21 protein-coding genes are annotated in these 19,772 nt (G+C 68.9%); 11 read left to right on the plus strand and 10 right to left on the minus strand.

Features of this window, described 5'->3' with window-relative positions:
- Positions 1-24 precede the first annotated feature (24 nt).
- From DK254_RS15005 to DK254_RS15030, 6 genes are all read left to right on the plus strand, one after another.
- Positions 25-948 (plus strand): LysR family transcriptional regulator, encoded by a 924-nt coding sequence (locus DK254_RS15005; RefSeq protein WP_109934399.1) that lies wholly within the window; start codon positions 25-27, stop codon positions 946-948.
- A 15-nt stretch (positions 949-963) separates the two neighbouring features.
- Positions 964-1,755, plus strand: a complete 792-nt coding sequence (locus DK254_RS15010) for an alpha/beta fold hydrolase (RefSeq protein WP_089393016.1) — start codon at positions 964-966, stop codon at positions 1,753-1,755.
- 30 nt (positions 1,756-1,785) lie between these two features.
- On the plus strand, positions 1,786-2,346 hold the full coding sequence (locus DK254_RS15015) for a peptidylprolyl isomerase (RefSeq protein ID WP_109934678.1): 561 nt from the start codon (positions 1,786-1,788) through the stop codon (positions 2,344-2,346).
- Positions 2,347-2,418: 72 nt separating this feature from the next.
- Positions 2,419-4,251 carry an ABC transporter ATP-binding protein gene (locus tag DK254_RS15020; protein WP_109934400.1) on the plus strand — a complete coding sequence of 611 codons (1,833 nt, stop codon included), beginning with the start codon at positions 2,419-2,421 and terminating at the stop codon, positions 4,249-4,251.
- A 138-nt stretch (positions 4,252-4,389) separates the two neighbouring features.
- Positions 4,390-4,854, plus strand: coding sequence for a transposase (locus tag DK254_RS15025; RefSeq protein ID WP_109934401.1), 465 nt, complete (start codon positions 4,390-4,392; stop codon positions 4,852-4,854).
- 421 nt (positions 4,855-5,275) lie between these two features.
- Positions 5,276-5,542 (plus strand): DUF2790 domain-containing protein, encoded by a 267-nt coding sequence (locus DK254_RS15030; protein ID WP_109934402.1) that lies wholly within the window; start codon positions 5,276-5,278, stop codon positions 5,540-5,542.
- A gap of 91 nt (positions 5,543-5,633) precedes the next feature.
- Here DK254_RS15030 and DK254_RS15035 read toward each other — a convergent pair whose 3' ends face one another.
- Positions 5,634-6,758, minus strand: a complete 1,125-nt coding sequence (locus tag DK254_RS15035; RefSeq protein ID WP_109934403.1) for a GNAT family N-acetyltransferase — start codon at positions 6,756-6,758, stop codon at positions 5,634-5,636.
- Positions 6,759-6,968: 210 nt separating this feature from the next.
- Here DK254_RS15035 and DK254_RS15040 point away from each other — a divergent pair, with 210 nt between their 5' ends.
- On the plus strand, positions 6,969-7,220 hold the full coding sequence (locus tag DK254_RS15040) for a hypothetical protein (protein WP_009620418.1): 252 nt from the start codon (positions 6,969-6,971) through the stop codon (positions 7,218-7,220).
- A gap of 3 nt (positions 7,221-7,223) precedes the next feature.
- Here the strand turns inward: DK254_RS15040 and DK254_RS15045 are convergent, their stop codons facing one another.
- Together DK254_RS15045 and DK254_RS15050 are read right to left on the minus strand one after the other, a co-directional pair.
- Positions 7,224-8,246, minus strand: coding sequence for a glycosyltransferase family 1 protein (locus DK254_RS15045; protein WP_109934404.1), 1,023 nt, complete (start codon positions 8,244-8,246; stop codon positions 7,224-7,226).
- The gene (locus DK254_RS15050) at positions 8,243-9,055 is read right to left on the minus strand and encodes a UDP-2,3-diacylglucosamine diphosphatase (protein ID WP_109934405.1); all 813 of its coding nucleotides are present in this window, start codon (positions 9,053-9,055) and stop codon (positions 8,243-8,245) included. Before DK254_RS15050 ends, DK254_RS15045 begins: the two co-directional genes overlap by 4 nt.
- A 124-nt stretch (positions 9,056-9,179) precedes the next feature.
- On the opposite strand from DK254_RS15050, the gene DK254_RS15055 reads away from it, so the two are divergent.
- From DK254_RS15055 to DK254_RS15065, 3 genes are all read left to right on the plus strand, one after another.
- Complete coding sequence (locus DK254_RS15055) at positions 9,180-9,941, plus strand: AraC family transcriptional regulator (RefSeq protein ID WP_089393023.1); 762 nt, start codon at positions 9,180-9,182, stop codon at positions 9,939-9,941.
- 62 nt (positions 9,942-10,003) lie between these two features.
- Entirely contained in the window at positions 10,004-10,345 is a 342-nt protein-coding gene (locus tag DK254_RS15060) for a tRNA-binding protein (protein WP_089393024.1), read from the plus strand.
- 51 nt (positions 10,346-10,396) lie between these two features.
- Positions 10,397-11,260, plus strand: coding sequence for a DMT family transporter (locus DK254_RS15065; protein ID WP_244161012.1), 864 nt, complete (start codon positions 10,397-10,399; stop codon positions 11,258-11,260).
- A gap of 466 nt (positions 11,261-11,726) precedes the next feature.
- On the opposite strand, the gene DK254_RS15070 is transcribed toward DK254_RS15065, so the two are convergent.
- The 7 genes from DK254_RS15070 to araD1 form a co-directional block, all read right to left on the minus strand.
- Positions 11,727-12,212, minus strand: a complete 486-nt coding sequence (locus DK254_RS15070; protein ID WP_109934406.1) for a hypothetical protein — start codon at positions 12,210-12,212, stop codon at positions 11,727-11,729.
- Between the two features lie 172 nt (positions 12,213-12,384).
- Positions 12,385-12,822, minus strand: a complete 438-nt coding sequence (locus tag DK254_RS15075; protein WP_256595867.1) for a DUF1493 family protein — start codon at positions 12,820-12,822, stop codon at positions 12,385-12,387.
- Complete coding sequence (locus DK254_RS15080; protein ID WP_089393026.1) at positions 12,819-13,253, minus strand: STM2901 family protein; 435 nt, start codon at positions 13,251-13,253, stop codon at positions 12,819-12,821. The genes DK254_RS15075 and DK254_RS15080 overlap by 4 nt, the downstream gene beginning before the upstream one ends.
- A gap of 414 nt (positions 13,254-13,667) precedes the next feature.
- On the minus strand, positions 13,668-15,248 hold the full coding sequence (locus DK254_RS15085; RefSeq protein ID WP_109934407.1) for an aldehyde dehydrogenase (NADP(+)): 1,581 nt from the start codon (positions 15,246-15,248) through the stop codon (positions 13,668-13,670).
- Between the two features lie 121 nt (positions 15,249-15,369).
- Entirely contained in the window at positions 15,370-16,926 is a 1,557-nt protein-coding gene (locus tag DK254_RS15090; protein WP_109934408.1) for a UxaA family hydrolase, read from the minus strand.
- A 28-nt stretch (positions 16,927-16,954) separates the two neighbouring features.
- Positions 16,955-18,274, minus strand: coding sequence for an MFS transporter (locus tag DK254_RS15095; protein ID WP_109934409.1), 1,320 nt, complete (start codon positions 18,272-18,274; stop codon positions 16,955-16,957).
- Positions 18,275-18,375: 101 nt separating this feature from the next.
- Positions 18,376-19,374, minus strand: coding sequence for an AraD1 family protein (araD1, locus tag DK254_RS15100; protein ID WP_109934410.1), 999 nt, complete (start codon positions 19,372-19,374; stop codon positions 18,376-18,378).
- A 125-nt stretch (positions 19,375-19,499) separates the two neighbouring features.
- On the opposite strand from araD1, the gene DK254_RS15105 reads away from it, so the two are divergent.
- On the plus strand, positions 19,500-19,772 hold a 273-nt coding region (locus DK254_RS15105), incomplete at its 3' end, for a LysR family transcriptional regulator (RefSeq protein WP_146219607.1).

Genomic DNA, 19,772 nt, shown 5'->3' on the forward strand with positions numbered 1-19,772 from the left:
CAGATTAGACAAGAGGAGGCGAGGATGAAAGCGCCCCGCGTTACCCTGGATCAATGGCGAACGCTGCAGGCGGTGGTCGACCACGGCGGCTTCGCCCAGGCCGCCGAGGCCCTGCACCGCTCGCAGTCCTCCATCAGCTATACGGTGGCGCGCATGCAGGAGCAGCTCGGCGTGCCGCTGCTGCGCATCGACGGCCGCAAGGCGGTGCTCACCGAGGCCGGCGAGGTGCTGCTGCGGCGCTCGCGGCAACTGGTGAAGAGCGCCGGGCAGCTGGAGGAACTGGCCCACCACATGGAGCAGGGCTGGGAACCGGAAGTGCGCCTGGTGGTGGATGCCGCCTACCCCACCCTGCGCCTGGTCCGCGCGCTGTCCGCCTTCGTGCCGCAGAGCCGCGGCTGCCGCGTGCTGCTGCGCGAGGAAGTGCTTTCCGGCGTCGAGGAGGCGCTGCAGCAGGGCCACGCGGACCTGGCCATCAGCGGCCTGAACATCGCCGGCTACCTGGGCGCCGACCTGTGCACCGTGGAATTCATCGCAGTAGCCAACCCCGACCATCCGTTGCACCGCCTGCAACGCGAGCTGACGCACCAGGACCTGGAAACCCAGATGCAGGTGGTGATCCGCGATTCCGGCCGCCTGCAGCCGCGCGACGTCGGCTGGCTGGGCGCCGAGCAGCGCTGGACGGTGGGCAGCCTGGCCACCGCCGCCACCTTCGTCGGCAACGGCCTGGGCTTCGCCTGGCTGCCGCGGCACATGATCGAGCGCGAGCTGCGCGACGGCTCGCTCAAGCCGCTGCCGCTGATCCAGGGCGTCACCCGCGAGAGCCGCTTCTATCTTTACCCGAACAAGGAAAAGCCCCTGGGCCCGGCCACGCAGATCCTCGTCGAGCTGCTCAAGACCTTCGCCAACGTGCCCCTGGACGCCCCCTTCGCCGCGCCGCCGAGCGCCTGACCGGGAGAACCGCCGATGCCCTACCTGCACCACGACGGCCAGCGCCTGTACTTCGAGGACAGCGGCCAGGGCACGCCCGTGCTGCTGGTCCACGGCCTGGGCTCGAGCAGCCGCGACTGGGAGTACCAGGTGCCGGAGCTGCTCAAGCGGCACCGGGTGATCACCCTCGACGTGCGCGGCCACGGCCAGTCCGACAAGCCGCGGGAGCGCTACAGCATCGCCGGCTTCGCCGCGGATGTGGCGGCGCTGATCGAGCAACTGCGCCTGGCCCCGGTGCACCTGGTGGGCATCAGCATGGGCGGGATGATCGGCTTCGAGCTGGCCACCCGTCGGCCGGAACTGCTCAAGAGCCTGACCATCGTCAACAGTGCCCCGGAAGTGAAGCCGCGCACCCCGCGCGAGTACCTGGAAGTGGCGCGCCGGCTGTTCCTGGCCCACGTGCTGGGGCTGGACACCGTGGGCAAGGCCCTGGGCAAGCTGCTGTTCCCCAAGCCGGAGCAGGCCGACCTGCGACGCAAGATCCGGGAGCGCTGGCCGCAGAACGACAAACGCGCTTACCTTTCCAGCCTGCACGCCATCATCGGCTGGGGTGTGCAGGAGCGCCTCGGGCGCATAACCTGTCCGACGCTGGTGGTCAGCGCCGACCGCGACTACACCCCGGTGACGCTCAAGCAGGCCTACGTGGAGCGCCTGCCCAACGCGCGCCTGGTGGTGATCGAGGACTCGCGCCACGCCACCCCGCTGGACCAGCCGCAAGCCTTCAACAGCACCCTGCTCGACTTCCTCGAGCAGGTAGACCATTCCTAAAACACCTCAGGAAACATCCGCCAAATGACCCTGTTCAAACGCTTCCTGCTCGCCGCCTGTACCCTCGTCCTGGCCACCTCGGCGCTCGCCGCCGACCCAGCCAGGCCCCACGTGCTGCTGTCCACCACCCTGGGCGAGATCGAGGTCGAACTCGACAGCGCCAAGGCGCCGATCAGCGTGAAGAACTTCCTCGGCTACGTCGACAGCGGCTTCTACAACGGCACCATCTTCCACCGCGTGATCCCCGGCTTCATGGTCCAGACCGGCGGCTTCACCGAGAAGATGCAGGAGAAGGACACCGGCGAGCCGATCAAGAACGAGGCCGACAACGGCCTGCTCAACGCCCGCGGCACCCTGGCCATGGCGCGTACCAGCGAAGTGGACTCGGCCACCAGCCAGTTCTTCATCAACCTGACCGACAACGACTTCCTCGACCACGGCCAGCGCGACTTCGGCTATGCCGTGTTCGGCAAGGTCGTGCGCGGCATGGGCGTGGTCGACATGATCGCCAAGGTGCCCACCACCAACCGCGGCATGTACCAGAACGTGCCCGCCGAGCCGGTGGTCATACTCTCCGCCAAGCGTCTCTGAGAATCCCCGATTCCCGCGCTGACGGAGGCCTGAAACGGCGGGCCCAGGAAGGGCCCGCGACAACCGAGAGACATCATGTACCGCCGCTTCGAAAAGCTCATCGACCCCTTCCGCGATGCCCCCGAGCGCATGCCGCCGGCCGACGTCTGGCGCTTCTACACCTACTACCTGCGCCAGGTCTGGCCGGTGTTCTCGGTCCTGCTGGTGGTCGGCCTGGTCGTCGCCCTGATCGAGGTGGCACTGTTCAGCTACCTGGGGCGCATCGTCGACCTGGCGCAGAACACCGCGCCGGCCGACTTCTTCCGCCTGCACGGCAACGAACTGGCCTGGATGGCCGTGGTGGCGCTGGTGCTGCGCCCGCTGTTCAACGCCCTGCACGACATGCTGGTGCACCAGAGCATCAACCCCAGCATGACCAACCTGATCCGCTGGCAGAACCACCGCTACGTGCTCAAGCAGAGTCTGGGCTTCTTCCAGAACGACTTCGCCGGGCGCATCGCCCAGCGCATCATGCAGACCGGCAACTCGCTGCGCGACTCGGCGGTGCAGGTGGTGGACGCGCTCTGGCACGTGGCGATCTACACCATCAGCGCCCTGGTGCTGTTCGCCGAGGCCGACTGGCGGCTGATGATCCCGCTGGTGCTCTGGGTGATCGCCTACGTCGGCGCCCTCGCCTACTTCGTACCGCAGGTGAAGCGCCGCTCGGTGGCCGCCTCGGACTCGCGCTCCAAGCTGATGGGGCGCATCGTCGACGGCTACACCAACATCACCACCCTCAAGCTGTTCGCCCACACCCGCCAGGAAGAGGACTACGCCCGCGAGGCCATCGCCGAGCAGACGCACAAGGCCCAGCGCGCCGGGCGCGTGGTGACCTCCATGGACGTCAGCATCACCATCATGAACGGCATCCTCATCGCCGGCACCACGGGCCTGGCCCTGTGGCTGTGGAGCCAGGAGCTGATCTCGGTGGGCGCCATCGCCCTGTCCACCAGCCTGGTGATCCGCATCAACAACATGTCCGGCTGGATCATGTGGGTGGTCGGCGGCATCTTCGAGAACATCGGCCAGGTGCAGGACGGCATGCAGACCATCGCCATCCCCCGCCAGGTGGTCGATGCGCCCGGCGCCAAGCCGCTGGTGGTGGACCATGGCGAGGTCAACTTCGACCACGTCGACTTCAGCTACGGCAAGGGCAGCGGCCTGATCCAGGGCCTCGACCTGGTGGTGCGCCCGGGCGAGAAGATCGGCCTGGTGGGCCCCTCTGGCGCCGGCAAGTCGACCCTGGTCAACCTGCTGCTGCGCCTGTATGACATCGAGGGCGGGCGCATCCTCATCGACGGCCAGGACATCGCCCACGTGACCCAGGAGAGCCTGCGCGCGCAGATCGGCATGGTCACCCAGGACACCTCGCTGCTGCACCGCTCGATCCGCGACAACCTGCTCTACGGCCGCCCCGGCGCCAGCGAGGCGGAAGTGCAGGAAGCGATCCACAAGGCCCGCGCCAGCGAGTTCATCCCACAACTGTACGACGCCCAGGGCCGCACCGGCCTGGACGCCCACGTCGGCGAGCGCGGCGTGAAGCTCTCCGGCGGCCAGCGCCAGCGCATCGCCATCGCCCGCGTGCTGCTCAAGGACGCGCCCATCCTGATCCTCGACGAAGCCACCTCGGCGCTGGACTCGGAAGTGGAATCGGCCATCCAGGAAAGCCTGGAGACGCTGATGCAGGGCAAGACGGTGATCGCCATCGCCCACCGCCTCTCCACCATCGCCCGCATGGACCGCCTGGTGGTGCTGGAACACGGCCGCATCGTCGAAAGCGGCAGCCACGCCGAGCTGATCGAACACGGCGGCCTCTACGCCCGCCTGTGGCGGCACCAGACCGGAGGGTTCGTGGGCGTGGATTAACCCTGTAGGAGCGCGCCCTGCGCGCGATTTCGCGGGCAGGGCCCGCTCCTACAGGGCAGGCAGCGCATTCAGTAGCGGCCAGCGCTCTTTCCTCAGGGATTGGAAGCGATATTCAGTCCTTTCCCCTGAGGACGGAATATGGACGAACGATCCCCAGGCCATTCGGCGCTGCGCAAAGGTCGGTTTTCCCAGCCTCATACGATCTACCTGGTTACAACAACCACTCGCGACCGCACACCCATTTTTCGTTGTTTTCCTGCCGCCTGTGCGGCTGCACGCTGCTTTGGCGACCCGAGGCTTCTTGACGACTGCCATATGCTGGCTTGGGTACTGATGCCCGACCATGCCCACTGGCTGCTCCAGATCGGTTCTGGGGCGAGCTTGAACAGTCTTGTGAACCGTCTGAAATCATGCAGTGCCCGGCACGTGAACCAGTGCCTGGGCAGGTCCGGAACACTATGGGCACGGGCGTATCATGATCGCGCACTACGCCGAGATGAGGACCTACGTGCCGCCGCACGCTATGTCATCGCCAATCCGCTACGTGCCGGCCTGGCGGCCAAGGTTGGCGATTACCCCTTCTGGAACGCGGTCTGGCTGTAGCAGCGCGCCCTCTGCGCGAATCGCGGGCAGGGCCCGCTCCTACAGGTTGACGCCGAATCTCCCGCCCACATCGAACAGCCCGTGAGGCACCGTACCTTGTAGGAGCGCGCCCTGCGCGCGAAATCGCGGGCAGAGCCCGCTCCTACAGGAATCCTGCGGCGTATCGCCCAGTCCGTTAATGAAGCCTTAAGCCTCGACCCTGAACCCTGCGACAAGTCGCCGCATCACCCCGGTCGATGATCATTAGCAAGCACATCAATTTCTCGCCTGGGGTGGTTCGGTGGTCATATCTGTTCCACGCCCCGCCATGCAGTGGACGCCTGACGCATCGCCCCCTGCCCGCCCCCGGACCCGCGGCCAGACATCGGATGCCAGTGCTCCAGGGCGGGGCTTCATCCCCTTCGCTATGAGGACCACCAGAATGAAGATTGCTTCTGTCGTATCGGCGGTGATTTCCAGCCTCGCTCCCATGGCCTTCGCCCAGGACGCGATCAAGGAGCCGGGCGCCGACCTTCCGACGGTCGAATACCACTACGGCATGCCGCTGGACATCGACAAGGTGCTGCACCGTACCGACAACTCGCACAGGGTGGGCATGGTCCCCGCCTACCTGGTGTACCAGGACCACGACGGCGAGACGCACCGCGTGCGCTTCCTCGAATGGGGCGGCCAGGCGAGCCACGTCTGAGCCCCGACCCGGTCTCGGTCCCTGGCCGACTTGGCCACCCCGCGAGCCTGTCGTAGCGGCCGGGGGCCGACCTTCTTCCCGACTTCCCCAGCTACGCCTGCCGATAGGGCAGCGCCGCCCTCGCCTCCTCGGCGTAGGCGCGGATGCCGGCGCGTTCCTGTTCGAGGAAGTCGGCCACCGCGGCGCGCAGGCCCGGGTGCCCGAGCTGGTGCCAGGAGCGCGTGAGCACCGGCTCGAAGCCGCGGACCAGCTTGTGCTCGCCCTGGGCGCCGGCGTCGAAGCGGCGCAGGCCGTTGGCCAGCGCGTAGTCCAGGCCCTGGTAGAAGCAGGTCTCGAAGTGCAGGCGGTCGTACTCCGCCAGGCAACCCCAGTAGCGCCCGTAGAGGGTGTTGCCGTCCACCAGGCTGAAAGCCATGGCCACCGGCCGGCCGTTCCGGCGGGCGAAGACTACGCGGATCGCCGCGCCCATGCGCTCGGCCAGCAGGCTGAAGAACTCCCGCGTCAGGTACGGCGCCTGGCCGCGCACCTCGTAGGTGCTGGCGTAGCAGGCGTAGACGAAGTCCCAGTCGGCCTCGGCCAGCTCGGGGCCTTCCATCCAGCGGAACTCCATGCCCTGCCCGGCCACCTGCTCGCGCTCCTTGCGCAGTTGCTTGCGCTTGCGCGAGGCCAGGGCGTCGAGGAAGTCCTGGAAGTCCCGGTAGCCGCGGTTGAACCAGTGGTACTGGCAGCCCAGGCGCTCCAGCCAGCCGTCCTGCGCGGCGATCAGGCCGTCAGCGCGCGGGTCGGTGAAGTTCACGTGCACGCCGGACCAGACGCCTTCCGCGGTGCCCTCGGCCAGCACGCCCAGCAGTTCGGCGATGCCGTCGTCCGTGCCGAGCAGGCGCGCGCCGCTCACCGGCGAGAAGGGCACGCCCACCAGCAGCTTGGGGTAGTAGCGGATACCGGCGCGCTGGCAGGCGTCCGCCCAGCCCCAGTCGAACACGTATTCGCCGTAGGAATGCGCCTTCACGTAGGCCGGCAGGGCCGCGCGCAGCCGCCCAGCGTCGTCGAGCAGCACGTGGTGCGCCGGGCGCCAACCAGTGCGCGCGGTGACGCTGCCGCTGTCCTCCAGGCTGGCGAGGAAGGCGTGGCGCAGGAACGGCTGGGCGTCCGGCAGCAGGGCATCCCACTGGCCGGGCGCGAGGTCGCCGAGGCGGGAAAGTCTGTGGATAGGCATGCCGACAGTCTGGCGCCGGGCGCGACGGAAGAAAAGTGCCACGACGCCCTTCGTCGCCCCGTCCTTGCGCGCTCGGCCCGCTGTTCTAAGGTGGGGTTACGCGAAAGCACAGGCCCCGCCCCCGGCGGGACAGCCACGCCAGAGCGGCGCGGCGCCTGGCGCCGGCAATGGCGCGGGTGGCGCCCCTGGCCCGACAGCGAGGTCCATTCCATGCAAACCCTGCAATGCACCCATCGCGACTACACCATCATCGCCCGCGTCTTCGAGCACCCGGGGCTGCCCACGCCCTATGCCGGCGGCTGCCAGATCATCGCCCCGGACGGACGCAGCACACGGCGCCAGCCGCTGCCGACGAAGATGGCCTTCCTCGCCGACCTGGACGCCGCGCAGCACGCCTCCATCGCCCACGGCAAGTGGCTGGTGGACCAGAGCCTGGACAGCGACCGCGACCTGTTCCACTAGGCCTCAGTCGGCCAGGGCCTCGACCACCCCGCCCGGCTCGCCGAGCGGCCGCTGCAGGGCCAGGAACTGTTGCGCCGAGAGCCGCCAGGACTGCCCGGCGGCCCACTCGGCGCAGGCCTGGCGGTCCAGCAGCAGGGCGCGCCGGCAGGCCTTGCCCAGGTCGATATCGATGGCGCCGGTGACGCCGTCCTCCAGCACGTCCAGCGGGCCCGGCACCGGGAAGGCGGCCACCGGCGTACCGCATGCCAGGGCCTCGTACATCACCAGGCCGAGGGTGTCGGTGCGCGAGGGGAACACCAGCACGCTGGCCGCGCGATAGACCTCGGCCAGCGCCTGGCCATGGCGATAGCCGAGGAACTCCACCTGGGGATAACGTGCCTGCAGTTCGCTGCGCAGCGGGCCGTCACCTACCACGCGCTTGAGGCCGGGCAGGTCCAGGCCGAGGAAGGCCTCCAGGTTCTTCTCCGGCGCCAGGCGCCCCACATAGAGGAACACCGGCCCCACGGCCGGCGCTGCGCCCGCCAGGAACTGCGTGGTGTCGACGCCCTTGCGCCACAACGCCAGGCCCTGCACGCCCCAGTCGGCGAAGGCGCCGCGCATGCGCTCGCTGCTTACCAGCACCGCCGCGCTGGGCCCATGGAAGCGGCGCAGCATTGCATAGCCGAAGGACAGCGGCAGCCAGGGCCAGCGGTTGTTCAGGTATTCCGGGAAGCGCGTGTGGATCGCCGTGGTGAAGGCCAGCCCGCGGCGCAGCAGCCAGCGCCGCGCGGCCCAGCCCAGCGGGCCCTCGGTGGCCAGGTGCACGCAGTCCGGGGCGAAGGCCTCGATGGCCGGGCCGACCTTCCACAGGTCCCAGGCCAGGGGGATTTCCGGGTAGCTCGGGCAGGGCCGGCTGCGGAATTCCACGGGCGACAGCAGGCGCACCTGGTGCCCCATCGCTTCCAGCTCGGCCACCAGCGCGCGCAGGCTGGTCACCACGCCGTTCACCTGCGGCGCCCAGGCGTCACTGACGATCAGCAGCCTCATGCCACCGGCTCGACGGCGAGGGCCTCGCCGGCGCGCTGGAGCTGCTCGTCGGCCAGGCGGTAGAGCTGGATGCTGCCGTCCCAGTGCTCGATCAGCGCCGTGCAGGATTCCACCCAGTCGCCGCAGTTGAGGTACTCCACCTCGCCGATCTGGCGAATCTCGGCATGGTGGATATGCCCGCAGACCACGCCGTTCAGCCCACGCTTGTGGACTTCGTGGGCGATCGCCTCCTCGAAGTCGCTGATGAAGTTCACCGCGGTCTTCACCTTGTGCTTCAGGTACGCCGACAGCGACCAGTAGCCATAGCCGTAGCGGCTGCGCCAGTGGTTCAGCCAGCGGTTGAGGGTCAGGGTGAACTCGTAGGCCGAGTCGCCGAGGAACGCCAGCCAGCGGTGGTAGCGGGTGATGACGTCGAACTGGTCGCCGTGGATCACCAGCAGGCGTCGGCCGTCGGCGGTGGTGTGCTCGATCTCGTCGACCAGGCGGATGTTGCCCAGCAGCAGCGTGGAGTAGCGGCGCAGGAACTCGTCGTGGTTGCCGGTGACGTAGATCACCTCGGTGCCACGCTTGCTCATGGTCAGCAGGCGGCGGATCACGTTGGTGTGCGCCTGCGGCCAGTAGATGCCGCCGCGCAGCTTCCAGCCGTCGATGATGTCGCCCACCAGGTAGATGCGCTCGGCGTGGTAGCGCTTGAGAAAGCCCGCCAGGTGCTCGGCCTGGCAGTCGCGCGTGCCCAGGTGGACGTCGGATATCCACAGGGTGCGCACCCGTTGTTTCTTGGTCGGCATCAGGCGTTGGGCGCTGGTCATGGGCGGCCTCCGGCGGGGTTTAGCCGATTCTCCGGCCAGGGGGTGACCCGCGCATGACGGCCGCGCGACAGTCCCGTGACAGCCCGCGCCGCGCTAGACTGTGGGCCTGCCCCCGGAGCCCGCCATGAGCCAGATCCTCTCCCTGCGCCGCTACAGCCACGAACACCTCGCCCACAGCCACGACCACGCGCAGCTGGTCCTCGGCCTGTCCGGCGACCTGGAGTTCGAGGTCGCCGGCCTGGGCAGCCGCGTCACCCGCCAGCGCTTCGCCGTGGTCCCGCGCGGCACGCACCACGCCTGCGCCGCCCCAGGCGGCAGCCAGTGCCTGGTGTTCGACCTGGAGGACGAGGACCTGCTGCTGCGCGGCCTGGGCGACCACGCCGAGAGCATCCGCCGCCTGCTGGAACGCCCCGCCGCCCTTGCCCTCAACCCGGCCCAGGGGCAACTGGTGCACTGGCTGGCCGCCAGCCCCCTGCAGGACCCGGTGATCGCCCGCCAGGGCGCCCTGCTGCTGCTCGCCAGCCTGGCCGGCATGCACGTCGCCGAGGCGCCGGCGCAGCTGCCGCTGGCCAGCCTGGACGCCTACATCGACCGCCACGCCGGGCACCCGCTGCAGGTCGCCGACCTGGCGCGCATCGCCGGGCTGTCGGCGGCGCGCTTCCACGCCCGGTTCCTCGCCGAGACCGGGCAGACGCCCATGGACTACGTGCGCCAGCGCCGCCTGCAACTGGGCCGCGAGCTGCTCGGCAGCACGCACCTGGCGGTGGGCGAGATCGCCGCGCGGGTCGGCTATGCCTCGCAGAGCGCCTTCACCGCCGCGCTGGCCCGCCAGTTCGGCAGCACCCCGCGGCAGATCCGCCGCGAGGCGCGCGACAATTCCCGCTAGTCCGCCGACAGACAAAAGCCCCGCCACGCCCTAGACTGCCGCCATCATCAAGGAGATCAGCGATGTCGGCAGACACCATCGAGTGGCAGGACTTCGAGCGCGTCGAACTGCGCGTGGGCACCATCGTCCACGCCGAACCCAACGTGAAGGCGCGCAAGCCGGCGTACATCCTCCAGGTCGACCTCGGCCCGCTGGGGCTGAAGACCTCCAGCGCGCAGGTCACCGCGCACTACGCCATCGAGGAACTGCTCGGGCGCCAGGTCCTGTGCGTCTGCAACTTCGCCCCCAAGTCCATCGCCGGGGTGCGTTCCGAGGTGCTGGTGACCGGCGCCTACGACAGCGACGACAAGGTGGTGCTGGCCGGCTTCGACAAGCCGCTGCCCAACGGCGCGCGCCTGGCCTGAGGCCTTCCACCGCCAGGCGACTGGCTCCCCGGCACCCACGATAGAGAAGCAATGCGCGTTCCCCGACTGACACCCCGCTCGGCCCTGGTGGGCCTGCACGTAGGCGCCCTGATGTTCGGCCTGAGCGGCATCTTCGGCAAACTCATCCTCGCCGCCCCGCTGGTGATCGTCTTCGGCCGCGCGCTGTTCGGCCTGTTGGCCCTGGGCGGCGCCTTCGCCGGGCACCTGGCCGCGCAACCGCGGCCGGGCCTGCGCCAGGCCGCCGCGCTGGCCGGCAGCGGGCTGCTGCTGTGCGCCCACTGGCTGACCTTCTTCCTGGCGGTGAAGGTGGGCAACGTCGCCGTGGCCACCCTCGGCTTCGCCAGTTTCCCGGCCTTCACCGTGCTGCTGGAAGGGCTGCTGTTCCGCGAGCGCATCCGCCGCGCCGAGTACCTGGTGGTGGGCCTGGTGTGCCTGGGCCTGGTGCTGGTGACGCCGAACCTGGACTTCAGCCAGGGCGCCACCGCCGGGCTGTTCTGGGGCATCGCCTCGGGCCTGCTGTTCGCCCTGCTGTCGCTGGCCAACCGCGCCAGCGTGCGCGGGCTGGACCCGATCCTCTCGGCCTTCGCCCAGAACCTCACCATCGTCCTGTGCCTGGCGCCGCTGGCCGTGTTCGAGCTGCCCGCGGTGCGCGCGCTGGACTGGCTGTGGCTGGTGCTGCTGGGGGTGCTGTGCACGGGGGTGGCGCACAGCCTGTTCGTCGCCAGCCTGCAGTTGATCAAGGCACGCACCGCGGCGGTGATCTTCGCCCTGGAGCCGGTCTACGGCATCGCCTTCGCCGCCGTGCTGTTCGGCGAACAGCCGAGCCTGCGCATGCTGGCCGGCGGCGCGCTGATCATCTTCGCCACCTTCCTCAGCGCGCGCAGCGCAACCTAGGGCGTTATGCGCCGGATCGCGGACAGAGTCCGCTCCTACAGGTGGAATGCCATACCGGGTAGCGAACCTGTAGGAGCAACTGCCGCGTTCGCGGGAATGACGAAGGTATGAGGATGACGCCGGCCTTTCCTCCTGCAGAGGACAGCCCCCTCTCCCGCTTGCGGGAGAGGGTTGGGGAGAGGGCGCTCTTGACCCCAACGCCTACGTCACCGGGAAACACGATTGTAGGAGCGGACTCCGTCCGCGATTGGATTCACCGGCCACGCCAGACGCCCCAGTGGCACGGCCTTGGACCTGCTCTTCGTAGGAGCGAGCTTGCTCGCGAACCATCATTCCCAGCGCAAATAAGAAGGCCGCCTCGCAGCATGCGTAACCCGACTCCTTGCCCCGGGGAGGGATTGCCAAGGACTCACCGCACGATTGCCTGCGAAGCGGCCTGTTCGGTCCGGCCCGGGGGCCGGTTGTTTCAGTTGATGCTGTAGCCGCGCCCGTTCAGGCAGGCGCCCAGCGCCCGCCGGTAGGTGTCCGCCACGCCGGGTACCGGCGCCTGGCTGGCCGCGGCCGGGTCGAAGCCGCTCTGGCCCACGGCCCAGGTGTGGCACTCGTAGCGGTCGCGGCTCTGCTGGTCGGGGGTCTGCCCGCGCGCCGGGTAGGCGATCACGTCGTAGCTCACGCCCGCCGGGGCCTGCTGCACCGCCGGTGGCGGCTCCACCACCACGTACTGGCGGCGGTCGGCATTCCACAGGTAGTAGGTACCTGCGGCCACGAAGTAGAGCGCACTGCCGATCCACAGCGACCGCGCGTAATCCGGCAGGCCATGGCCATGCCCGGGGCCCGGACCCCAACCATGCCCCGGGCCGGGACCATAACCGGGCGGCCCGGCCACGGCGGCGGCCGACAGGCTCAGCGCCAGGGCAGCGGCGATCGACTTGAGCACGGCTTGCGACGACATATTGATTGCACCTCCGGACACGGGCGCCCGAGCACCCGCCTTTCATGGTGCCTATCATCGCCGTTCCGCCGGCCGTTGGTTGTCAGCACTTGGTAAAGACTGGGTAAAACAGCCGATACATCGCCCGCGGGCGCGAATCACGGTGAATGGGAGTGCAACCGGCGCGTAGGTATCATCTGCGGATGACGAACCCCCTCACCGGCAACTCCTCCGTCCGCTCGTAGAGCCTCTCGCTCCGCCATTGGGCCGATTCGAATACCGCCTGGCACCATTTCTTCGTCAGGGCCGCCTGGTAGAGCATGCCGAACGTGAAGGCCCTGCTGCCCCGGCGCTCCTTGTCTTTCGGCCTTCTGTAGAAGAAAGGGCCGAAGCCTTCCGGGTGGAAGTAGCGCAAGCAATCGTATTCGGTGATATCCACCTGGAAATGCTGGAAAAAAGGGGGAACCAGGTCATTGGAGTCATCGCCGTCGACACCCAGGTCCTGATTGATCCGGGTCGCGAAACTGAGCGTCTCGAAGTCCCTTTTTCCGAAGCCGAGGTTCTCCTGATAGAAAATCACCACTTCGTCCAGCAGCTTTCTATCTATCGGCAGCTCGGGCAACGTATTCAAAAGAACCTGTCCTCCGCCGAGACAAGCGAGTCGTACTTCCTGACGATCTTATATGCGATTGTCCCGATCTCAGCCACGGTATAAGCCCAGCCTGCAACTGGGACAGCTCTAGCTATGAATGCGCCCACACTTCTCGTGTAGGCGACTCTGGGCGGCCCCCAGCCTGTCAGGGTGGGCAACCGCAAATTGCCGGGAAACCGTTTCTTTTTCAGCACACGCCTCAGATGCAGCGACAGCAGGCTCGTATTCGGTGTAGTACCCGCGAGTTTTCCACGGGGCGGTGCCACGATATTCATACCACCGACAATGGCCAAGGCAGCGGCGACGTCATCAAGTCCCAGTTCTTCCAATGTCGTTTCAATCGCGATGGTCCAGAACAGATCCGTCGCGGTAAAACCGCACTCGCCCGCATAGCAATATATTCTGCTCATCTGCACGCTCCCTGCGCATCGGCCCCGCCTGCCACAATGCCGGCCAGACCTCGATAGGTACCTTCCTTCGACTCAAGCCAGCCGCCATCCTTCTGCAGATACTCCTCGAGTGCCACGCTCAACTCCTCGGTCAGTCAATCCGCGACGACAACTAACACAAGAAAATCCAGTACGCGGACGAAACCTGACCTCAGGAAGAATCCCGCAACCAATAGAGAAATGAGCGAAGCCTTAGGCAGTGCTCCCCCTACAACTGCACCGAATCTGGAGGTTGTCGAGGGCTTGCCCAGGCATCCTGAACACAGCTTGCGACGGCAAGCTTGATTGCAGTACCGGGCACAGATGGCCGCCTGCACTGGATAAAACAGCCGATACATCGCCCGCGGGCGCGGGCGATGCAGGCCATGGCGAACCCTAGAGGGACTCGCGGCTGGCGACGCCGTCCACCAGGCGGGCGATGCCCAGCGGGTTGGCGTCCTTGAGGGCGGGGGGCAGCAGCGCGTCCGGGTAGTTCTGGTAGCACACCGGGCGCAGGAAGCGGTCGATGGCCAGGGTGCCCACGGAGGTGCCGCGGGCATCCGAGGTGGCCGGGTACGGGCCGCCGTGGACCATGGCGTCGCACACCTCGACGCCGGTGGGGTAGCCATTGAGCAGCAGGCGCCCGGCCTTGCGCTCCAGCAACGGCACCAGGGCGGCGAAGCGCGAGAGGTCTTCCGGCTCGGCGAGCAGGGTGGCGGTGAGTTGCCCGCGCAGGCCTTCCAGGGCCCGGCGCAGCTCGGCCTCGTCGGCCGCCTCGACGACCACCGTGGTCGGCCCGAAGACTTCCTCCTGCAGCAGCTCGTCCCCCTGCAGCAGCAGTTCGACGTCGGCCTGGAACAACTGGGCGCGGGCCTGCCTGCCCTCCTGGGCCTGGCCCGCCAGGTGGCGGATGCCGGGGTGCGCGTGCAGGCGCTGCAGGCCCTGTTCGTAGCTGTGCAGGGTGCCGGTGTTGAGCATGGTCTGCGCCGGCTGGTCGGCCATGCGCCCGGCCAGGCTGGCGACGAAGGCGGAGAATTCCGCCGAGGCGATGCCGATCACCAGGCCGGGGTTGGTGCAGAACTGCCCGCAGCCCAGCACCACCGACGCGGCCAGCTCGGCGGCCACCTGCTCGCCGCGTGCCGCCAGCGCCGCGGGCAGGACCAGCACCGGGTTGATGCTGCTCATCTCGGCGAACACCGGGATCGGCTGCGGCCGCGCCGCGGCCAGGTCGCATAGGGCGCGGCCGCCCCTGAGCGAGCCGGTGAAGCCGACCGCCTGGATCGCCGGGTGCTTGACCAGTTGCTCGCCGACGCCGGCGCCGAAGATCATGTTGAACACCCCGGCCGGCATGCCGGTGGCCTCCGCCGCGCGGACGATGGCCGCGGCCACGCAGTCGGCGGTGGCCATGTGCCCGCTGTGGGCCTTGAACACCACCGGGCAGCCCGCGGCCAGCGCGGCGGCGGTGTCGCCGCCGGCGGTGGAGAAGGCCAGCGGGAAGTTGCTGGCGCCGAACACCGCCACCGGGCCCACGCCGATGCGGCACTGGCGCAGGTCCGGGCGTGGCAGCGGCTGGCGCTGGGGCAGTGCGCGGTCGATGCGCGCGCCATGGTAGTCGCCGCGGCGCAGCACCTGGGCGAACAGGCGCAACTGGTTGCTGGTGCGGGCGCGCTCGCCCTGGATGCGCGCCGGGGGCAGTGCGGTCTCGCGGCAGACGATGGCGACGAAGGCCTCGCCCAGGGCATCCAGCTCGGCGGCGATGGCCTCGAGGAATTCGGCGCGGCGCGCGTCGGGCAAGGCGCGGTAGGCCGGGAACGCCGCTTCGGCGGCGAGCGCCGCGGCGTCCACCTCCGCCGGCGTGGCCTGGTGGAAGCTGTAGGGCAGCGCCTCGCCGGTGCTGGCGTCGAGGCTCTGCAGGTGGATGGAACCGGCGCCGCTGCGGGCGTTGCCGATGAAGTTGCGGCCGAGTATCGGCGACATGCAAGACTCCTTGCCTTGTGGGTTCGGATGCCCGCCGGGCGTGCCGGCGGGTGGGGCCGCCAAGGCCCCGCTGGGAAGGAAGGCCGGCGTGCGCGGATAGGCGCCCGCCAGGGGTGGCGGATCAGGTGATGGCGCCGATCTGCCAGGGCACGAATTCGTTCTGGCCGTATCCGTGCAGTTCGCTCTTGCTGCGCTCGCCGGAGGCGATGCGCAGCATCAGGCGGAAGATGTGCTCGCCGCGTTCCTCGATGCTGGTGGAGCCGTCGGCGATGCCGCCGCAGTTGACGTCCATGTCCTCCTCCTGGCGCTCCCACAGGCGCGAGTTGGTGGCCAGCTTGATCGACGGCGAGGGCGCGCAGCCGTAGGCCGAGCCACGCCCGGTGGTGAAGGCGATCAGGTTGGCGCCGCCGGCGACCTGGCCGGTGGCGGAGATCGGGTCGTAGCCGGGGGTGTCCATGAACACCAGGCCGTGGGCGCGCACCTGCTCGGCGTATTCGTAGACGTCCACCAGGTTGCTGGAGCCGGCCTTGGCCACCGCCCCCAGGGACTTCTCCAGGATGGTGGTCAGGCCCCCGGCCTTGTTGCCGGCCGAGGGGTTGTTGTTCAGCTCGGCGCCCATCCGCTCGCAGTAGGCTTCCCACCAGCGGATGCGGGCGATCAGCTTCTCGCCCACTTCGCGGCTCACCGCGCGGCGCGTCAGCAGGTGCTCGGCGCCGTAGATCTCCGGGGTTTCCGAGAGGATGGCGGTGCCGCCGGCGCCCACCAGGCGGTCCACCGCGTTGCCCAGCGCCGGGTTGGCGGTGATGCCCGAGTAACCGTCGGAGCCGCCGCACTGCAGGCCCACGGTCAGGTAGCGCGCGCTGACCGGCTCGCGTTGCACGCGGTTGGCCATGGGCAGCAGGCTCTTCACCTGCTCGATGCCGCTGGCCACGGTCTTCGAGGTGCCGCCGCTGTCCTGGATGGTGAAGGTGCGCAGTTGCTCGCCGCTGCTCAACCCCTGGGCCGCCAGCAGGTCGGGGATCTGGTTGGTCTCGCAGCCCAGGCCGATCATCAGCACCGCGGCGAAGTTCGGGTGTACCGCATAGCCGCCGAGGGTCCGGCGCAGCATGGCCAGGGCCTCGCCGCCCGGGTCGACGGCGCAGCCCACGCCATGGGTCAGGGCCACCACGCCGTCGACGTTGGGGTAGTCGGCCAGCGCGGCGGGGTTGATGTCGCGGCGGAAGTGGTCGGCGATGGCCCGCGCCACCGTGGCCGAGCAGTTCACCGAGGTGAGGATGCCGATGTAGTTGCGCGTGGCGACGCGGCCGTCGGCGCGGCGGATGCCGAGGAAGCTTTCCTCGCGCAGGGGCGCGGCGGCCACGGCGTCGACGCCGAAGGCGTAGTCACGGGCGAAGTCGCCCATGGCCAGGTTGTGCACGTGGACGTGTTCGCCGGCCTCGATCGCCCGGCTGGCGAAGCCGATGATCTGGCCGTAGCGGCGCAGCGGCTGGCCGGCCTCGATGCGCCGGGTGGCGACCTTGTGCCCGGCGGGGATCGCCTCGCGCACCTTCAGCCCCTCCCCCGCCAGCGCCAGGCCGGCGGGCAGGGCCAGGCGGGCGATCAGCACGTCGTCCAGCGGGTTCAGGCGGATCACCGCGTTGGCGGTGTCTTGCCCGCCGGTTCTGCTTATCAGTTCCATTACAGCAACCTCACATCGGCGCGCCGGCTCAGGCCAGCCCGCGCTCACGGTAGTCGATCAGGCTGGAGAACAGCACCAGGCCGAGGGCCATCACGACGAAGAAGATCAGGGCCAGGAAGTACGAGCCGGTGAACTGCACGATCAGGCCGATGAGGATCGGCACTATCACCCCGACCATGTTGCCGCCGAAGTTCATGCTGCCGCCCAGCACGCCGGCGCGCGACTTGCCGCCGAGGATCGCCGGCAGGCACCAGTACATGCCGCACCAGCGGATGAAGAAGAGTGCGACGCAGAGCAGCGCGATGACCCCGGCGGCATCGGCGGTGTAGGCCACCAGCAGGATGCACAGCGAGGCGATCATGGCCGAGCCGGCGAACATGCTGCGCATCACCCGGTTCGGCGCGCCGCCGGCGGCCTTCCACTTGTCGGCCAGCCAGCCGCCGACCAGTTCGCCGACGAAGCCGCACATGAAGATCAGGAAGGTCGCCCCGCCCATGGCCTTGATGTCGAGGCCGTGGGCCTGGTGCAGGTAGCTCGGCATCCAGGTCATCAGGCCGTAGAACACGCTGTTGTAGCACATGTACCCGCAGATCATGGCCAGCACCGAGCGGTCGCGGAGCATCTCGCGCAGCACCGCCCTGCGGCCGTGGCCATGCTCGCGCGCGGCGGCCTCGTTGGCCTCGCGGATGTGCCGCAGTTCCTCCTCGTTCACCCCCGGGTGCTCGGCGGGGTTGTTGCGGATGTACCACCAGGCCCAGAGGCCGACCACCACGGTGCCGATGCCGGCGATGACGAAGGCGGTGCGCCAGGAGCCGAACCAGGAAATCAGCCCGGCGATGATGATCGCGCCCAGGGCGGTGCCCAGCGGCGCGCCGCCGTCCACCAGGGTGGCGCCGCGGCCGCGCTCGTTGGGGGTGAGCCAGGCGCCGTTGAGCTTGGCCCCGGCCGGCATGATCGGCGACTCGGCCACGCCCAGGCCGATGCGCGTGGCCAGCAGCAGGATCCAGTTGTGCGAGGCCGCGCCCAGGGCCTGGAAGCTGCCCCAGGCGACGGTGGCGATGCCGACGATGTTGCGCGCCTGGAAGCGGTCCAGGAGCATGCCGGCGGGAATCTGCATCAGCGCGTAGGACCAGAAGAACGAGCTGAGCAGCAGGCCTTCCAGGGCCGGGGTCAGGTTGAATTCCTGGGAGATCAGCGGCAGCGCCACCGACAGCGAGGCGCGGTCGATGTAGTTGATCGCCGCGAGCAGCAGCAGGAGCAGGAAGATCCGCCAGCGCACCGTGGTGGCCTGGGCCACGCGGGCGGGAGCGACATCGGCATACAACGTCTGGGCGTTGGTGGTTTTCATGGCCGTCTCTTTCTTATGTTTGTTATGGGCACCCGCGCGGCCATGGCCGTGCGGGTGGACGTAGCGCGGCGGCGGAGCCCGGCCGGGGCCCCGCGCGTCGCTCAGAGCGGGACGACGCCGCCGGCGGCGAACGCCGGCTCGACCTGCTCGATGGCATTGACCAGCGGCTCGCCGAACTCGGCCAGGCTGATCTCGAAGCGGTCGCCCGCCCGGGTGCGGACGCCGTCGGCGAAGGACAGCGTGGCAGTGCCGAAGAAGTGCACGTGCACGTCGCCGGGGCGGAGGAACTGGGCGTACTTGAAGTGGTGGTACTCCAGGTTCTCCAGGCTGTGGCACATGTTGTCCTCGCCGGAGAGGAAGGCCTTCTCCCAGACGACCTGGCCGTCGCGCAGGATACGGCTGCTGCCTTCCAGGTGGCGCGGCAGCTCGCCCACCCGCAGCTCGGGCCCGTAGGAGCAGCTGCGCAGCTTGGAGTGCGCCAGGTACAGGTAGTTGCGGCGTTCCATCACATGGTCGGAAAACTCGTTGCCCAGGGCGAAGCCCAGGCGGTACGGCTGGCCGTCGTCGCCGATCACGTAGAGGCCGGTCAGCTCGGGTTCCTCGCCGGCATCCTCGGCGAAGTGCGGGACGCGGAAGGCGCCGCCGGGCGGCACCACGATGCTGCCGTCGCCCTTGTAGAACCATTCCGGCTGTACGCCCACCGAACCGGGCGCGGGGCGGCCGCCCTCGATGCCCCAGCGGAAGATGCGCATGGTGTCGGTCAGGGCGCTTTCGTCCTCGTCCTTCTGCTGGTGCATCTTGTCGCGGGTGGAGGCGCTGCCCAGGTGGGTCAGGCCGGTGCCGCTGATCAGGCAGTGGGCGGGGTCCTCGTGGTCCAGCGGCGGCAGTACACGGCCGGCTTCCAGCAGCTGGGCGTAGGTCTCGGCGCAGGGTTCGCTGCCGCGCGCCAGCACCTCGTCGACCAGGCCGCGGCCGGCGCGGATCGCCGCCAGGGCCAGTTCCCGGGTGCTGGAGCAGTCGCGCAGGGTCTCGACCTGTTGGCCTTCGACGACGCCGACCCGGCGGCAGCCCTGGTCGGTGAGGAATTGGATCAGTCTCATGATTCGGCTCGCATTGTTGTTGTCCAACGGCCCTGCGCAGGAACCTCGTGGGAGCCACTGTAAATTCGTGGGCAAATGCTGCCTAATGAGAGCTGCTGATTGAGCGATAACTTTTCCTCATCCCCATGCTGCCCTCGCTGACCACCATCGCCTCGCGCCTGCGCCTGAAGCAGCTGCGCCTGCTGATCGCCCTCGACGAACACGGCTCGCTGCACAAGGCCGCCGAAGCGGTGGCGATCACCCAGCCCGGCGCCACCAAGGCGCTGCACGAGATAGAGTCGACCCTCGGCGCCACCCTCTTCGAGCGCACGCCCAAGGGCCTGCAGCCCAACGACCTGGGGCGCTGCGTGATCCGCTACGCACGGCTGATCCACACCGACCTCGCGCACCTGCGCGAG

The sequence above is a fragment of the Pseudomonas sp. RW407 genome, assembly GCF_003176655.1.
Taxonomy (GTDB): Bacteria; Pseudomonadota; Gammaproteobacteria; order Pseudomonadales; family Pseudomonadaceae; genus Pseudomonas; species Pseudomonas delhiensis.

Coding starts and splice junctions, on each gene's coding strand:
- DK254_RS15005 (WP_109934399.1), top strand. CDS start 25: ATGAAAGCGCCCCGCGTTACCCTGGATCAATGGCGAACGCTGCAGGCG.
- DK254_RS15010 (WP_089393016.1), top strand. CDS start 964: ATGCCCTACCTGCACCACGACGGCCAGCGCCTGTACTTCGAGGACAGC.
- DK254_RS15025 (WP_109934401.1), top strand. CDS start 4,390: ATGGACGAACGATCCCCAGGCCATTCGGCGCTGCGCAAAGGTCGGTTT.
- DK254_RS15030 (WP_109934402.1), top strand. CDS start 5,276: ATGAAGATTGCTTCTGTCGTATCGGCGGTGATTTCCAGCCTCGCTCCC.
- DK254_RS15035 (WP_109934403.1), bottom strand. CDS start 6,758: ATGCCTATCCACAGACTTTCCCGCCTCGGCGACCTCGCGCCCGGCCAG.
- DK254_RS15040 (WP_009620418.1), top strand. CDS start 6,969: ATGCAAACCCTGCAATGCACCCATCGCGACTACACCATCATCGCCCGC.
- DK254_RS15045 (WP_109934404.1), bottom strand. CDS start 8,246: ATGAGGCTGCTGATCGTCAGTGACGCCTGGGCGCCGCAGGTGAACGGC.
- DK254_RS15050 (WP_109934405.1), bottom strand. CDS start 9,055: ATGACCAGCGCCCAACGCCTGATGCCGACCAAGAAACAACGGGTGCGC.
- DK254_RS15055 (WP_089393023.1), top strand. CDS start 9,180: ATGAGCCAGATCCTCTCCCTGCGCCGCTACAGCCACGAACACCTCGCC.
- DK254_RS15060 (WP_089393024.1), top strand. CDS start 10,004: ATGTCGGCAGACACCATCGAGTGGCAGGACTTCGAGCGCGTCGAACTG.
- DK254_RS15065 (WP_244161012.1), top strand. CDS start 10,397: ATGCGCGTTCCCCGACTGACACCCCGCTCGGCCCTGGTGGGCCTGCAC.
- DK254_RS15070 (WP_109934406.1), bottom strand. CDS start 12,212: ATGTCGTCGCAAGCCGTGCTCAAGTCGATCGCCGCTGCCCTGGCGCTG.
- DK254_RS15080 (WP_089393026.1), bottom strand. CDS start 13,253: ATGAGCAGAATATATTGCTATGCGGGCGAGTGCGGTTTTACCGCGACG.
- DK254_RS15085 (WP_109934407.1), bottom strand. CDS start 15,248: ATGTCGCCGATACTCGGCCGCAACTTCATCGGCAACGCCCGCAGCGGC.
- DK254_RS15090 (WP_109934408.1), bottom strand. CDS start 16,926: ATGGAACTGATAAGCAGAACCGGCGGGCAAGACACCGCCAACGCGGTG.
- DK254_RS15095 (WP_109934409.1), bottom strand. CDS start 18,274: ATGAAAACCACCAACGCCCAGACGTTGTATGCCGATGTCGCTCCCGCC.
- araD1 (WP_109934410.1), bottom strand. CDS start 19,374: ATGAGACTGATCCAATTCCTCACCGACCAGGGCTGCCGCCGGGTCGGC.